General features: G+C 75.8%; 2 protein-coding genes. Both read right to left on the bottom strand.

Annotated features, from left to right (window positions below):
• Window positions 1-2 precede the first annotated feature (2 nt).
• Complete coding sequence (locus AC3CHW_RS09465) at window positions 3-11,342, bottom strand: type I polyketide synthase (protein WP_488470154.1); 11,340 nt, start codon at window positions 11,340-11,342, stop codon at window positions 3-5.
• A 341-nt stretch (window positions 11,343-11,683) separates the two neighbouring features.
• Window positions 11,684-16,855 carry a type I polyketide synthase gene (locus tag AC3CHW_RS09470; RefSeq protein ID WP_488470155.1) on the bottom strand — a complete coding sequence of 1,724 codons (5,172 nt, stop codon included), beginning with the start codon at window positions 16,853-16,855 and terminating at the stop codon, window positions 11,684-11,686.
• Between the last annotated feature and the right edge of the window lie 72 nt (window positions 16,856-16,927).

The raw sequence follows: 16,927 nt of genomic DNA on the forward strand, positions 1-16,927 counted from the left end.
CTTCAGGATTCGTTCTTGCGCAGCGCCATCTGGACGAGGTCGCCGACGTCCATGGCCGCGATGGACGCGGCGTCGGCCTTCTCGTCGCCATCGGCGGAGCCGTGGTCGAGGCCGGTGATGCGCAGCAGGGTGTCCATGACGCCCGCGTCGCGGAGCGTGGACAGGGGCAGGGCGGCCAGCGCCTGGCGGAACGCGGCCTCCTGCGGGTCGCCGTCGGCGCCCGCGCCGGGCGCGGTCTCGTCGCCGGTGGCGAGTTCGTCCGCCAGGTGGGTGGCGAGCACGAGCGGCGTCGGGTGGTCGAAGACCACGGCCGCGGCCAGCTTGAGGCCGGTGGCCGCGCCGAGCCGGTTGCGCAGTTCGACGGCGGTGAGCGAGTCGAACCCCACGTCCCGGAAAGGCCGTTCGGCCTCGATGCCCTGGGCGTGGGAGTGGCCGAGGACGGTGGCCGCGTGGGTGCGTACGAGGTCGAGCAGGACGCGTTCGCGCTCGGCGCGCGGGGCGCGGGCCAGTCGCTGGGCCAGCGCGGCGGCGCCCGAGGTGTCGACGGCCGCGCTCGCGGCCCGCCGCTGCGGGGCGCGGACCAGGCCACGGAGCAGCGCCGGCACCTCCTCGGTGGCGGCCTTGGCGCGCCACATGCCGAGGTTGAACCTGGCCGGCAGCAGCATCGCGGCGTCCGCGCCCAGGGCCGCGTCGAACAGCGCGAGGCCCTGTTCGTTGCTGAGCGCCTGGACGCCGGAGCGGCTGACCCGGGCCAGATCCTCGCGGCCCAGCTTGCCGGTCATGCCGCTGGCCTCCTCCCACAGGCCCCAGGCCAGCGAGAGCGCGGGCAGCCCGTGCTCCCTGCGGCGCGCGGCGAGGGCGTCCAGGTAGGAGTTGGCCGCCGCGTAGTTGCCCTGGCCGGCGCCGCCGAGCACGCCGCCCATGGAGGAGAAGAGGACGAACGCGGCCAGGTCGTGGCCCGCGGTCAGCTCGTGCAGGTTACGGGCCGCGTCCACCTTGGGCCGCAGCACCCGCTCGACCTGCTCGTCCGTGAGCGAGCCGATGACGCCGTCGTCCACGACGCCGGCGACGTGCACCACCGCCGTCAGCGGACGGTCCGCCGGAACGGCCGCGAGGGTCGCGGCCAGCGCGTCCCGGTCGGCCGCGTCACAGGCCACCAACTCCGGCTCCGCGCCCGCCTTGCGCAACTCGGCGAGCAGTTCGTCCGCCCCGTCGGCGGCCGGGCCACGCCGGCTGGTCAGCAGCAGGTGCCGTACGCCGTGCTCGGTGGCCAGGTGTCGGGCGACCAGGCCGCCGAGGGTGCCGGTGGCGCCGGTGACCAGCACCGTGCCGGCGCGGTCCCAGGCGGCCGGGACGGTGAGGACCACCTTGCCGACGTGCTTGGCCTGGCTGACGTGCCGGAACGCCTCCGGCGCGCGGCGCACATCCCAGGAGCGCACCGGCAGCGGGGTCAGCTCGCCGCGTGCCAGCAGGCCCACGACCTCGGTGAGCATGGCGCCGATCCGGTCCGGGCCGCTGGTGATCAGGTCGAAGGCGTTGTACGTGACGCCCTCGTGTCGGGCGGCGACGTCGGCGGGTTCGCGGATGTCGGTCTTGCCCATCTCCAGGAAGTGCCCACCGCGCGGGAGGAGGGCCAGCGAGGCGTCCACGTACTCCCCCGCCAGCGAGTTCAGCACCACGTCCACACCACGACCCCCGGTCGCGGCCAGGAACCGGTCCCGGAACTCCAGCGAACGCGAGGACGCGATGTGGTCATCGGCCACACCAAGTCCGCGCAGTACGTCCCACTTGGGCTCACTCGCCGTCGCGAACACCTCGGCCCCGCGCAGCTTGGCCAACTGCACCGCCGCCATGCCCACGCCACCGGCCGCCGCGTGGACGAGTACGGCATCGCCCGGGCCGACGCCGGCCAGGTCCACCAGCCCCATCCACGCCGTCAGGAACACCACGGGGACCGAGGCGGCCTGTTCGTAGGACCAGCCGGCGGGCAGCGGGGCAAGCAGGCGCTGGTCGGTGACGGCGTACGGGCCCATGGCGTCGGGCAGCAGGCCGAGGACGCGGTCGCCGGGGGCGAACCCGGTGACGTCGGGGCCGGTCTCCAGGACGATGCCGGAGCCCTCGTTGCCGAGCGGCGGGGCGTCGCCCGGGTACATGCCGAGCGCGATGAGCACGTCGCGGAAGTTGAGCCCGGTGGCCCGTACGGCGACGCGTACCTCGCCGGCCGCCAGCGGCCGGCTCGCGTCCGGGTTGGCGGCCAGTTCCAGGTCGTCCAGGGTGCCGGAGCCGCCCCGTACGGCCAGGTGCCAGGGGCCGTCGGCCGGGGGCAGCAGCGCGCCGTCGCCGGTGGCGCGGGCGAGGCGGGGCACGAGCACCGCGTCGCCCTGGACCCGCGTGTGGGGTTCGCCGCAGGCCAGCGCCGCGGCGAGGCCGGCGGCCGGCAGCGGGGCGAGCGCGGCGGGGTCGCCGTCGAGGGACGGGGCGGCGGCGTCGGCCGCGACCTGTTGGGCCGTGCCCTCGGCGTCCGACTCCTCGGCCACCTCGACGAGCAGCAGGCGGCCCGGGTTCTCCGACTGGGCGGAGCGGACCAGGCCGGCCGCCGCGGCGTGCGCGAGCAGGCCGTGCCGGGTGACGACGGCCAGCGTGGCGTCGGCGAACCGGTCGTCGGCCAGCCAACCGCGCACCAGGTCGAGGGTGCCGGTCACGGCGGCCCGTGCGTCCTCGGTGGGCGGCACCTGCGCGACCACCACGTCGGGCAGGTCGGCGGGCAGTTCGGCGAGGCTCGGCGCGTCCTGGCCGAGGATGGCGACCCGGCCCAGTTCGCGCGCGGGCCCGGTCTCCGGCGCCGGCACCCAGTCCACGCGGAACAGCGCGTCGCGCACCTCGGCGTGCGCCTCGCGCAGCGCGCCCGCCGACACGGGGCGCAGCACGAGCGAGTCGACGGTGGCCACCGGGGCGCCGGTGGCGTCCGCGACGGTCACGCTCACGGCGTCGGCCCCGGACGGCGTGAGCCGTACCCGCACCGTCGCGGCGCCCGCCGCGTACAGCTCGACGCCGCTCCACGCGAACGGCAACACCGACTGGCCGCTGGTGCGCAGCAGTCCGCCCAGGCCGATCGGGTGCAGCGCGGCGTCCAGGACGGCCGGGTGCAGCCCGAAGCCGGCCGCCTCGTCCGCCGCGTCGAGCGCGACCTCGGCGAACACCTCCTCGCCCCGCCGCCACGCGGCCCGCAGGCCCTGGAAGGCGGGGCCGTAGAGCGAGCCTGCCTCGGCGAGCCGAGCGTAGAAGTCGGTCAGGTCGACCGGCTCGGCGTCCTGCGGGGGCCAGGCGGTCAGCGCGTGCGGGGTGGCGGACTCGGCCGGGGACAGTTCGCCGACCGCGTGGCAGGACCACTCGCCCTCGGCGCCGTCGGCGCCGTCGGGGCCGTCGGGGCGGGAGTGGATCCGCACGGGGCGGGCGCCGGACTCGGTGGGCTCGCCGACGGTGACCTGGAGCTGCACGCCGCCCCGCGCGGGCAGCAACAGGGGCGCCTGGAGGGTCAACTCCTCGACGCGCCCGCAGCCGACCTCGTCGCCGGCGCGGATGGCCAGCTCCACGAAGGCCGTGCCGGGCAGCAGCACCGCGCCGGCCACGCGGTGGTCCGCGAGCCAGGGGTGGGTGTGCGTGGAGAGCCGACCGGTGAGCAGCACGCCACCGCCGTCGGCGAGCGGGACGGCCGCGCCGAGCAGCGGGTGCTGAGGCGAGGCGAGCCCGATGGCGGTGGCGTCGCCCCGGCTGGCGGAGGGGCGCAGCCAGTAGTGCTCGCGCTGGAAGGCGTACGTGGGCAGGTCCACGGTCGCGGCGGCCGGGAAGAGCGCCGACCAGTCCACGGCGACGCCGTTCGCGTGCGCGCGGGCCAACGCCTCGACGGCGGTGCGCGGCTCGGCCTTGTCCTTGCGCAGCAGCGGCACCAGCGTCGCGTCGGACGCGTCGGCCAGGCACTCCTGGGCCATGCCGGTCAGCGTCCCGTCGGCGCCGACCTCAAGGAGGACGGTGGCTCCGTCGGCGTGGAGTTGGCGTACGGCGTCGTGGAACCGTACGGGCTCGCTGACGTGCCGTACCCAGTACTCCGGATCGCTCCAGTCACCGTCGACCCGACCACCGGTGGTCACCACGCCAAGCTCCGGCTTGCCGAAGGCGAGCCCGGAGACCACCGCACGGAACTCGTCCACCATCGGCGCCATCAACGGCGAGTGGAACGCATGGCTCACCCGCAACCGCTTCACCCGACGCCCCAGCCCCCGGAACCGCTCCTCCAGCTCCGCGACCGCCGCCTCCGCGCCCGAGACCACCACCGACGACGGCCCGTTGGCCGCCGCGACGCTCACCTGGTTGGCGTGATCGGCCAGCGCCTCGGCGACCTCCGCCTCGGACGCCTGAACCGCCAACATCGCCCCACCAGCCGGCAACGCCTGCATCAACCGACCGCGAGAGAAGACCAGTTGGCACGCGTCGACCAACGACAACACCCCGGCAACGTGGGCCGCCGCGATCTCGCCGACCGAGTGGCCGGCGACCTGGGCCGGCCTGACGCCCCAGGACTCCAGGAGTCGGAACAGGGCCACCTCAAGGGCGAACAGGGCCGGCTGGGCGTACTCGGTACGCTCCAACACCGCCGGGTCATCGCCCCACACCACCTCGCCCAACGGACGCGGCAGCGCACCGTCCAACTCGGCGGCGACGGCGTCCCACGCCTCGGCGAACACCGGGAACGCGGCGTGCAGGTCGCGCCCCATACCCAGGCGCTGGCTCCCCTGCCCACCGAACAGCAGGGCAGTACGGCCGGCGGTCGCCTGGCCGGTGACGGCGTCGGGGGTGGGGGTGTCGTCGGCGAGGTGGGCGAGGGCGGCGAGGAGTTCGGCGCGGGTCTCGCCCAGCGCCACGGCGCGGTGGCTGAGGTCCGCGCGGGAGGCGGCCAACGAGGCGCCGACGGCCGCCAGCGGCAGTTCGGGGTTCGCCTCCAGGTGGGCCAGCAGGCGCGCGGCCTGGGCGCGCAGCGCCGCCGTGCCACGGGCCGACAGCGGCCACGGCGTCACCGGCAGGGGCGCCGGGGCCCGGGCGGGCTCGGGGGCCGTGGGGGCCTCGGCCGGCGGGGCCTGCTCGATGATCACGTGGGCGTTGGTGCCGCTGACGCCGAACGAGGAGACGGCGGCGCGGCGCACGGAGCCGGGCGCGCTCTCCCACGGGCGGTCCTCGGTGAGCAGCGCCACGGCGCCCGACGCCCAGTCGACCTCGGCCGTCGGCTCGTCCACGTGCAGCGTCTTGGGCAGCGTGCCCGCGCGCATCGCCAGCACCATCTTGATGATGCCGGCGACGCCGGCCGCGGCCTGGGTGTGCCCGAGGTTGGACTTGACGGAGCCGAGCCACAGCGGCTGGTCGGCGCCGCGCTCCTTGCCGTACGTGGCGAGCAGGGCCTGCGCCTCGATGGGGTCGCCCAGCGGGGTGCCGGTGCCGTGCGCCTCGACGGCGTCCACGTCGGCCGCGCTCAGCCCGGCGTTGGCGAGGGCGGCCTCGATGACGCGTCGCTGGGACGGGCCGTTGGGGGCGGTGAGGCCGTTGCTGGCGCCGTCCTGGTTGATGGCCGAGCCTCGGACGACGGCGAGGACCTGGTGGCCGTTCTTCCGCGCGTCGGACAGCCGCTCCACGAGGAGTACGCCCACGCCCTCGGACCAGCCGGTGCCGTCGGCGCCCGCCGCGAACGCCTTGCAGCGGCCGTCGGGGGCGAGCCCGCGCTGGCGGCTGAACTCGACGAAGACCTCGGCGCCCGGCATCACGGCGACGCCGCCCGCCAGGGCCATGGTGCACTCGCCGCTACGCAGCGCCTGCACGGCCATGTGCAGGGCGACCAGCGAGGACGAGCAGGCGGTGTCGACGGTGACGGCCGGGCCCTCGAAGCCGAAGGTGTACGAGATGCGGCCGGAGAGCACGCTGGAGGCGTTGCCCGTCATGAGGTAGCCCTCGGCGCCCTCGGGCAGGTCCTGGAGGCCGGTGACGTAGCCGCGGTGGCCGGCGCCGACGAACACGCCGGTGGGCGTGGACTCCAGGCTGGCCGGGGCGATGCCGGCGCGCTCCAGGGCCTCCCAGGAGGTCTCCAGGAGCAGCCGCTGCTGCGGGTCCATGGCCAGGGCCTCGCGCGGCGAGATGCCGAAGAAGGCCGCGTCGAACTCGGCCGCGTCGTACAGGAACCCGCCCTCGCGGACGTACGTCTTGCCGGCGGCGTCCGGGTCCGGGTCGTACATCCCCTCCACGTCCCAGCCACGGTCGGTGGGGAAGCCGGCGATGGCGTCGCCGCCGGTCGCGAGCAACTCCCACAGCTCCTCGGGCGAGCGCACCCCGCCGGGCATCCGGCAGGCCATGCCGACGATGGCGATGGGCTCGTCGGACGCGGCGGCCGTGGCGCGCGCGGCGGGGGCCGCGTCGGCGGGGGCCGGGGTGCCGACGAGGGCGCCGCGCAGGTGGCGGGCGAGGGCCTGCGGGGTGGGGTGGTCGAAGACCAGGGTGGCGGGCAGCTTGAGCCCGGTCGCGGTGTTCAGTCGGTTGCGCAGGTCCACGGCGATCAGCGAGTCCACGCCGAGGTCCTTGAACGCCCGGTCCGGGTCGACGCCCTGCGGGTCGGGGTGGCCGAGCGCGGCGCCGGCGTGCGTACGGACCAGGGTGAGCAGTTCGCGGTCCTGGTCGGCCGCCGGGAGCGGGGCCAGGCGCTGGGCCAGCTCCGTCGCGCCCCCGGCGGCGGACGGGCCACCGGCCGACGGGGCCGCGGCGGCCTCGATGGCGGCGCGGGCCTCGGGGACGCCGGTGATCAGCGGGTAGGGGCGCACGGCGGTGGCGTTGGGGGCGATGGTGGCCCAGTCGATGTCCACGACGCCGAGGACGGTGTCGCCCGAGGCGATGGCGCGCTCCAGGGAGGCGACGGCGCGTTCGGGGTCCATGGGCGGCACGCCGTCGGCGCGCAGCCGCTCCCCCACCTCGCCGTCGGCGAGCCCGCCGCCGCCCCACGAGCCCCACATCACGGAGGTCGCCGGCAGGCCCTGGGCCCGCCGGTGGGCGGCGAGGGCGTCCAGGTAGGTGTTGGCCGCCGCGTAGTTGGCCTGCCCGATGCTCGGGAAGACGCTGGCGAACGAGGAGAACAGCACGAAAGCCGTCAGGTCGTGCCCGGCGGTCAGCTCGTGCAGGTGGCGGGCGGCGGTGGCCTTGGGGCGTACGACGCCGGCGACGCGCTCGGGCGTGAGGGAGTCCACGATGGTGTCGTCGAGGACGCCGGCCGCGTGGAAGACGGCCGTCAGGGGCCGGTCGGCGGGGAGGGCGTCGAGGGTGGCGGCGAGCGCGTCGCGGTCGGCGGCGTCGCACGCGGCGAGAGTGACGGCCGCGCCGAGCGCGGTCAGTTCCCGCTCCAGTGCGGCGGCGCCGGGCGCGTCCGGGCCCCGACGGCTGGTGAGCAGCAGGTGCTGGGCGCCGGCGCGGGCCAGCCAGCGGGCGACGTGCGCGCCGAGCGCGCCGGTGCCGCCGGTGATGAGGACGGTGCCGGGGCCCGGGCGCCAGGCGCCGGTCACGGGGCGGTCGGCACCGCCCGCGCGCACCAGGCGGGCGGCGAACAGGCCGGCCGGGCGCACCGCGACCTGGTCCTCGCCCGCGCCGCCGGCCAGCGCGGCGGCCAGGGCGCGTTGGGCCCGCTCGCCGGCGTCGGCGGGCAGGTCCACGACGCCGCCCCAGCGCTGCGGGTACTCCAGCGCGGCCACCCGGCCGACGCCCCAGACGGGGGCGCTGGCGGGGTGCGTGACGGGGTCGGCCTCGCCGGTGGAGACGGCGCCCCGGGTGGCGCACCACAGCGGGGCGTCCAGGCCGACGTCGCCCATCGCCTGGAGCAGGGCCAGGGTGCCGAGGGTGCCTGCGGTGAGTTCGGGGTGCGCGGCGTGCGGGGTGGTGTCCAGGGCCAGCAGGGAGAGCACGCCGGCGACGGTCCCGTGCCCCGTGGTGGCCGCCTGCTCCGCGTCGGCTCCGTGTCCAGCGTCGGCCCCGTGTCCGGCACCGGCTCCGTGTCCGGCGTCGGCCAGGACGGTGCGCAGGGTGCCGGCCAACTCCGCGCGGGGGGCCCGCGGGTCCACGCGGACCCGCAGGACGTGCGCGCCGGCGCCGGTCAGCGCCCGGGCGGACGCGGCCAGCCAGGCCGCCCCGTCCGCACCATCCGCTCCGTTCGCCCCGTCGTCGGCCGCTCCGTCGTCGGCCGCTCCGTCGTCGCCCGCGCCGGGCAGTTCCGGGGCGAGCAGCAGCCAGGTGCCGGGCAGTGTGCCGGTGGCCGGGGTGGGCAGCGGCTGCCAGTCGAGCCGGTAGCGCCAGGAGTCGAGCACCGAGCGCTCGCGCTCCCGGCGCCGCCAGGCGGACAGCGCCGGCAGCACGTCCGCCAGCGGCTGGTCGGCGCCGACGGCCAGCGCGTCCGTCAGGTCGGCCAGGTCCTCGCGCTCGACGGCGTCCCAGAACCGGTCCTCGTGCGCGTCCCGCCCACCGCCGGTGGCCACCGCGTCGCGCGCCTCCAGCCAGTACCGGTCGCGCTGGAAGGCGTACGTGGGCAACTCCACCGTGCGCGCGCCGGCGAGCAGCGGCGACCAGTCCACGGCGACGCCGCGCGCGTACGCCTCGGCGAGCGAGCGTACGAAGCGGTCCAACCCGCCCTCGTCGCGGCGCAGCGACCCGACGGCGGCCACCTCCGCCACCCCCGCCTGCTCGGCGGTCTCGCCGACCGCCATCGCGAGCACCGGGTGCGAGCTGGACTCGATGAACGTGCGGTGCCCCAGGTCGATCAGGTCCGCGATGACCTGCTGGAACTCGACGGTCTGGCGCAGGTTGCGCACCCAGTACGCGGCGTCGAGCCCGGCCGTGTCGAGCAGCGCCCCGTCCACCGTGGAGTAGAACGGCACGGCGGCCGGGCGCGGCGCGACGCCGTCCAGGACGCGCAGCAACTCGTCGCGGACGGAGTCCACCTGCGGCGAGTGCGAGGCGTAGTCCACGGGGATGCGCTTGGCGCGTACGTCGTCGGCCTCGCACCCGGCCACCAACTCGTCCAGCGCGGCGGGTTCGCCGGCCACCACCGTGGACGAGGCCCCGTTGACCGCGGCGACGGTGACCCGGCCGGCGTACGGGGCGATGCGGGCCTCGGCCTCGGCGCGCGGCAGGCCGAGCGAGACCATGCCGCCCTTGCCGGCGAGGCGTTCGCCGATCACCTTCGAACGGAGCGCGACGACCCGCGCCCCGTCCTCGTACGACAGCGCCCCGGCGACGACCGCCGCAGCGATCTCACCCTGCGAGTGACCCACCACCGCTGCCGGCTCCACGCCGTACGCACGCCACAACTCCGCCAGCGAGACCATCACCGCCCACGACAGCGGCTGCACCACGTCAACCCGCTCCAGCGAACCGTCCAGCTCGGCCGCGAAGTCCCAGTCGATGAACGGGGCCAACGCCTCACCACACCGCCCCATCGACTCCGCGAACACCGGAGCCGAGGCCATCAACTCCCGCGCCATCCCCACCCACTGGGCGCCCTGCCCCGGGAAGACGAAGACGGCCTTGCCGCCCTGCTGGGCCACCCCGACGGCGGCCGTCGGGGTGGCCTCCTCGCGGGCGACGGCGGCCAGCCCGGCCAGCAGCTCCGTACGGTCGGCTCCGACGACGACGGCGCGGTGCTCCAGTGCGGCCCGGGTGCGGACCAGCGAGGCGGCCACGTCACGGGGCGCCCACTCGGGGCGCTCGGTGAGGAAGGCGTGCAGCCGCAGCGCCTGCGCGCGCAGCGCGGCGGGACTCTTGCCCGCGACGACCCACGGCAGCACGCCAGCGTCGGACGGGGCGGCGCCCTGTGTGACGGGCACCTGCGGTGCGGAGCCAGCGTCGGCCGCCCCGGACTCAGCTCCGGCCTCGGACTCCGGCTCGGGGGCCTGCTCCAGGATCACGTGCGCGTTGGTGCCACTGATCCCGAACGAGGAGACACCAGCCCGCCACGGCTCCGCCTTCTCCGGCCACGGCCGCGCCTGGGTCAACAACGACACCGCACCCGCCGACCAGTCGATGTGCGGCGACGCCTCCTCCGCATGCAACGTCCGCGGCAGCACGCCTTCTCGCAACGACATGACGGTCTTGATCACACCAGCCACACCGGCCGCCGCCTGCGCGTGCCCGATGTTGGACTTGAACGAGCCGAGCCACAGCGGGCGGTCGGCGGGGCGGCCCTGGCCGTACGTGGCGAGCAGGGCCTGCGCCTCGATCGGGTCGCCGAGTGGCGTGCCCGTGCCGTGCGCCTCCACGGCGTCCACCTGGCCGGCGTTCAGCTTGGCGTTGATGAGCGCCTGCCGGATGACGCGCTCCTGCGCGGGGCCGCTCGGGGCGCTCAGCCCGTTGCTGGCGCCGTCCTGGTTGACGGCCGAACCGCGCACCACCGCGAGCACCTGGTGCCCGTTCTTCCGCGCGTCCGAGAGCCGCTCGACCAGGAGGACGCCGACGCCCTCGGCCAGGCCGAGGCCGTCGGCGCCGGCGCCGAACGCCTTGCAGCGGCCGTCGCGGGACATGCCGCGCTGCCGGCTGAAGGCGACGAAGCCGCCGGGGCTGGAGAGCACGGCGACGCCGCCGGCCAGTGCCATCGAGCAGTCGCCCTGTCGCAGCGCGGTGCAGGCCAGGTGCAGCGCGACCAGCGAGGACGAGCAGGCGGTGTCCAGGGTGACGGCCGGGCCCTCCAGGCCGAAGGTGTAGGCGATGCGGCCGGAGACGACGCTCGCGTTGGAGCCGGTCAGCAGGTGCCCCTCCAGGCCCTCGGGGGCGCTGGCGATGTCGGTGAAGTAGTCGGGGCGGTTGGAGCCGATGAACGTGCCGATACGGCTGCCGCGCACGCTGCCCGGGTCGATGCCGCTGCGCTCGAAGACCTCCCAGGTGGTCTCCAGGAGCAGCCGCTGCTGCGGGTCCATCGCGACGGCCTCGCGGGGCGAGATGCCGAACACGTCCGGGTCGAACTCGGCGGCCTCGTAGAGGAACCCGCCGTCCTTGACGTAGCTCTTGCCGGGCGCGTCCGGGTCCGGGTCGTACAGCTCCTCCAGGTCCCAGCCGCGGTCCGTGGGGAACCCCGAGACGGCGTCGGCGCCCTCGTCGACCATCTGCCACAGGTCCTCGGGCGAGGCCACGCCGCCGGGGAAGCGGCAGGCCATGCCGACGATGGCGATGGGCTCGCCGGCGGCCTCCTCCACGCTGCGCAGGCGCTGCCTGGTCTCGTGCAGATCGGTCGTTACCCACTTGAGGTAGTCGCGGAGCGTCTCTTCTTTACTGGCCACTGGGTTCCCCTACGGAATTGTTCATGAAAGTGGGTAAGTCGAGGTGTCCCGCCCTTTCCGCTGCCCCTCGGATTTCCCCGTGCTTTTCTCGAACCGGCGCGCTGCCTGCTGTCGTTCGGCGGGCGCCGCGCGGTGCTGTGGCGCGGCGCTGCTCGCGTGCTGGTCGGTGCGGGCCGGCGCCGTTACGGGGCGCTGGCCAGCGGCCCGGGGCCGTCGGGCCCGCGGGGATGCCGTACGGGGCCCGCCACGGGGCGCGCCGCTTGGTGCGGGGCGCGCCCCGGGCGGGGCGGTGCTGGAAAGGACCGGTTGGTGGTGCGGGGCGGGTTATTCCGCGGCACTTCTCATGCGCGTCCCAATTCGTCGCGGATGAAGGCGAACATTTCGTCGTCGGATGCCGTCTCCAGTCGGTCGGCGACGGATTCGCCGGCCTCGGTCTCGTCGCCGCCGGTGACCTGGACCTGGCTGCCGGTCCACTGGGCGAGCAGGGCCCGCAGCCGTTCGGTGATGGCCTCGCGGCCCAGGTCGTCCACGTCGAGGTCGGTGAGGGCCGCGGCCATCCGGTCGATGTCGGTGTGCACGGACTCCGCGGTGGTGGCGCTCTCCTGGAGGAGTTCGGCCCGCAACAGCCCCACCAGGGCCTGCGGCGTGGGGTGGTCGAAGGCCAGGGTCGCCGGCAGCTTCAACCCGGTGGCCCGGCCCAGCCGGTTGCGCAGTTCCACCGAGGTGAGCGAGTCGAAGCCCAGGTCGCGGAACGGGTGTCCGGGCTTGACCTCGTCGGTGGTGGGGTGGCCGAGTACGGCCGCGGCGTGCGTGCGGACCAGGTCGAGCAGGATGCGCCCGCGCTCCTCGTCGGGCAGCGGCGCCAGGCGCTGGCGCAGTTCGGCCGCCGCCGCGGTGGTGCCGGCCGGTTCCGCCTCGGCCGCCTCGCGCAACTGCCGCATGACGCGGGTCGCCTCCGGCAGCGCGTCCAGCAACCGGGTGGGGCGGGCCATGGTGAACAGGGCGACGAACTGCTCCCAGTCGATGTTGGCCAGGGCGATGAACGTGTCGTCGTTGTCCAGGGACTGCTTGAGCGCCGCGATGCCCAGGTCGGGTTCGAGGAACGGCAGGCCCTGCGCCTGGGCGCGCTCGCTGATGGCCATCCGCTCGGCGGCGTAGCTCTCCTTGATGTCCACCGGCCGCCACACGCCCCAGGCCATCGAGGTGGCGGCGAGGCCACGGGCGCGCCGCTGGTAGGCCATGGCGTCCAGGTGGGCGTTGGCCGCCGCGTACGCGCCGTGGTAGCCGCTGCCCCAGAACGCGGCGATCGAGGAGTAAAGCACGAACGCGTCCAGGGTGTCCTGGTCGAAGAGGCGGTCCAGGTGTTCGGCGCCCTCGACCTTGGCCGCGAACGCGTCGGCGAAGTCGGCGGGCCTGGCCTCGTCCAGCGGGCCCAGGTCGATGTGGGCGGCGGTGTGCACGACCGCGCGGATCGGCGGCCCTTCGGCCTCCACGCGGCGTACCAGGTCGGCGAGTTCGTCGTAGTTGGCGATGTCGCAGGCGGCGATGGTGACCCTGGCGCCGAGCGCGGTCAGCTCCCGCTCCAGTTCGGCGGCGCCGGGCGCGTCGAGCCCGCGGCGGCTGGTGAGGACCAGGTGCGCGGCCCCCTGCTGGGCGCACCAGCGGGCCAGCAGGGTGCCGAGCGCGCCGGTCCCGCCGGTGATCAGCACGGTGTCGCGGGGTTGCCAGTCGCGCACCGGTTCGCCGCCGCCGAGGAGGTCGCGCACCATGCGGCGGGCGAGCATGCCGGTGCGGCGCACGGCCACCTGGTCCTCGCCGTCGAGCCCGCCGAGGACCGCCACGAGGCGGTTCAGCGCCCGCTCGTCGGCGTCGGCCGGCAGGTCGACGAGGCCGCCCCAGCGCGCGGCCTGCTCCAGCGCGGCGACCCGGCCGAGGCCCCACACCTGGGCCTGGACGCGGCTGGGGCGCGGGTCGGCGTCGTCCACGGCGACGCCGCCCCGGGTCACGCACCACAGCGGCGCGGCCAACCCCGCGTCGCCGATGGCCTGGAGCAGCGCGAGGGAGCCCATCACGCCGGCGGACAGGGCGGCGTGGTCGGGGTGCGGCGAGGCGTCGTCCAGCGGCCACAGCGACAGCACGCCGGTCAGGCCGGCGCCGTCGCCGACGACCTCGCCGAGCCGGGCGGTCAGCTTGGCCCGGTCCGCGTCGGCGGCCTCCACGTCGAGGCGTACGACGTCGGCCCCGTGCCGCTCCAGGGCGGCCAGCGTGCCCCGTACAGCGGGGTCGTCGGCGCGCTCCGTGGGCACGACGGCCAGCCAACCGCCGCGCAGCGCGGGGGCCGGGGCGTCGGGGACCGGGTGCCAGGCGATGGTGTAGCGCCAGGAGTCCACCTCGGACCGTTCCTGGTTGCGCCGCCGCCAGGCGGACAGCGCGGGCAGCACGGAGCGCAGCGGCTGCTCCGGGTCGACCTGGAGGGTCTCGGTCAGCCGGGCCAGGTCCGCGTCGTCCACGGCGTCCCAGAACGCGGCCTCGGCGGGGTCGCGGCGCGCGGCCTCGGGTCGTACGTCGCCGTCGGACTCGATCCAGTACCGCTGGTGCTGGAAGGCGTACGTCGGTAGCTCCACGGTGCGGGCGCCGGCGAGCAGCGGCGCCCAGGTGACGGCCACGCCGCCGGCGTACGCCTCGGCGAGCGAGGCGAGGAAGCGGCGCTGCCCGCCCTCGTCGCGGCGCAGCGAGCCGACGGCGACGATCTCGGCGGCCGGGCCGTCGGCTGCCCCGGCGTGCTCGGCGGTCTCGCCGATGGCCATGGTCAGCACCGGGTGCGCGCTGCACTCGACGAAGACGCCGTACCCGTGGTCGAGCAGGGCCCCCGTGGTGCGCTCGAACTCGACGCTCTGCCGTAGGTTGCGCACCCAGTACGCGGCGTCGAGCCCCGCCGTGTCCACGGGTTCGGCCTCGACCGTGGAGTAGAACGGCACCTCGGCCGAGCGCGGCGCCACGCCGTCCAGGACCCGCAGCAACTCGTCGCGGATCGACTCGACCTGCGGCGTGTGCGAGGCGTAGTCCACCGGGATGCGCTTGGCCCGCACCTCGTCGGCCTCGCAGCCGGCGATCAGCTCGTCCAGCGCGGCGGGTTCGCCCGCCACCACCGTGGCCGACGGCCCGTTGACGGCGGCGACGGTGATCCGCTCCCCGTACCCGGCGATCCGCTCCTCGGCCGCCGCGCGCGGCAGCCCGAGCGAGACCATCCCGCCCTTGCCGGCGAGCCGCTCGCCGATCACCTTCGAACGGAGCGCGACGACCCGCGCCCCGTCCTCGTACGACAGCGCCCCGGCGACGACCGCCGCCGCGATCTCACCCTGCGAGTGACCGACCACGGCAGCCGGCTCCACGCCGTACGCACGCCACAGCTCGGCAAGCGAGACCATCACCGCCCACGAGATCGGCTGCACGACGTCCACGCGCTCCAGCGAACCGTCCAGCTCGGCCGCGAAGTCCCAGTCGATGAACGGGGCCAACGCCTCACCACACCGCGCCATCGACTCCGCGAACACCGGAGCCGACGCCGTCAACTTCCGCGCCATCCCCACCCACTGGGCACCCTGCCCCGGGAAGACGAAGACGGGGCGGTCGGCGGCGGGGGTGACGGTGCCGCGAACGACGTGGGCGCCGTCGGGGCCGCCGGCGCCGTCGGTGCCTCGGGCGAGCTGGTCGAGGCCGGCGAGGAGTTCCGTACGGTCCGCTCCGACGACGACGGCGCGGTGTTCCAGGGCGGCCCGGCCGCCGACCAGGGTGCCCGCCACGTCCAGCGGGCGCAGCTCCGGGTGGCGCTCCAGGTGGTCGCGGAGCCGCGCCGCCTGGGCGGTCAGCGCCCGCTCCGTCTTGCCGGCCACCACCCACGGCAGCGCCCCGTGCTCCGTGCCCCGCGCGCCGGCGTCGTCGGCCGGCGCGGGCTCGGCGTGCTCGGGCTCGGCGTGCGCGGCGTGTGCAGCGTGTGCAGCGTGTTCAGTGTCTGCCTGTTCCACGATCACGTGGGCGTTGGTGCCGCCCATGCCGAAGGCGGAGACGCCGGCGCGGCGCGGGCGGCCGGTCTCCGGCCACGGCCGGGCGGTGGACAGCAACGACACGGCGCCCGCCGACCAGTCGACCTCGGGCGTCGGCTCGTCGGCGTGCAGCGTCGCGGGGAGCACACCGGCGCGCAGCGCGAGCACCGACTTGATGACGCCGCCGACGCCGGCGGCGGCCTGCGCGTGCCCGATGTTGGACTTGAGCGAGCCGATCCACAGCGGCTCGTCACCGTCCCGGCTACGCCCGTACGTCGCGAGCAGGGCCTGCGCCTCAATCGGGTCGCCGAGCGTGGTGCCGGTGCCGTGCGTCTCGACGGCGTCGACGTGCGCGGCCGACAGCCGGGCGTCGGCCAGGGCCGCCTCGATGACCCGCTGCTGGGAGGGGCCGCTGGGGGCGGTGAGGCCGTTGCTGGCGCCGTCCTGGTTCACGGCGGAGCCCCGTACCACCGCGAGCACCTGGTGTCCGTTGCGCACGGCGTCCGACAGGCGCTCCACGAGCAGCAGGCCGACGCCCTCGCCGAGGCCCATGCCGTCGGCGCCGGCGCCGAACGCCTTGCACCGGCCGTCGGCGGCCAGGCCGCGCTGCCGGCTGAAGCCGACGAACTCGGCGGGCGTGGACATCACCGCGACGCCGCCGGCGACGGCCAGTTCGCACTCCCCGTCACGCAGCGCCCGCACCGCCAGGTGCAGCGCGACAAGCGAGGACGAGCAGGCGGTGTCCAGGGTGATGGCTGGGCCCTCGAAGCCGAAGCTGTAGGCGACGCGGCCGGAGACGACGCTGGCGGCGGCACCGGTCAGCAGGTGGCCCTCGAAGCCGTCGGGGACCTGCTCGATGCCGGAGCGGTAGTCGAGCGGGTTGGCGCCGATGAAGGTGCCCACGCCCGCGCCGCGCAGCGACAGCGGGTCGATCCCGGCCCGCTCCAGCGCCTCCCAGGTCAGTTCGAGCACCAGCCGCTGCTGCGGGTCCATGGCCAACGCCTCGCGGGGCGAGATGCCGAAGAGGCCGGCGTCGAACCGGTCGGCGTCCTCCAGGAACCCGCCCTCGGTGACGTAGCTGGTGCCCTCCCGGTCCGGGTCGGCGTCGTAGAGGGTGGCCAGGTCCCACCCACGGTTGGTGGGCAGGCCGGAGATGGCGTCGCCGCCGTCGGTGAGCAACTGCCACAGCTCCTCCGGGGAGCGCACCCCGCCGGGGAAGCGGCAGGCCATCGAGACGATGGCGATCGGCTCCTGGCTGCGCGACTCGACGCTGCGCAGCCGGCTCTGGGTCTGCTGGAGTTCGGTGGTGACGCGCTTGAGGTAGTCGAGGAGCTTCTGTTCGGTGTCTCCGCCGGGCACGGCCGACCGGGGCGCGCCGCCCGGTGCGGGCGCGGCCTGTGGGGTGTCGGCGGCGGGCTGGGTGTCGGCGGCCGGCTGGGGCGGGGTGGGCGTGGGCTCGTGGCTGGGCATGGTGGGTTTCTCCCGGGGAGGTCGATGTCGGGCCTGACGGTGGGGGGCGTTCCGGAATCCGGCGTTTCGGAA

Source organism: Streptomyces sp. MGP-BFMKR1, from assembly GCF_057766585.1.

Excerpts from the sequence above, each read along its gene's own strand:
- AC3CHW_RS09470 (WP_488470155.1), bottom strand. The coding sequence starts at position 16,855 with ATGCCCAGCCACGAGCCCACGCCCACCCCGCCCCAGCCGGCCGCCGAC.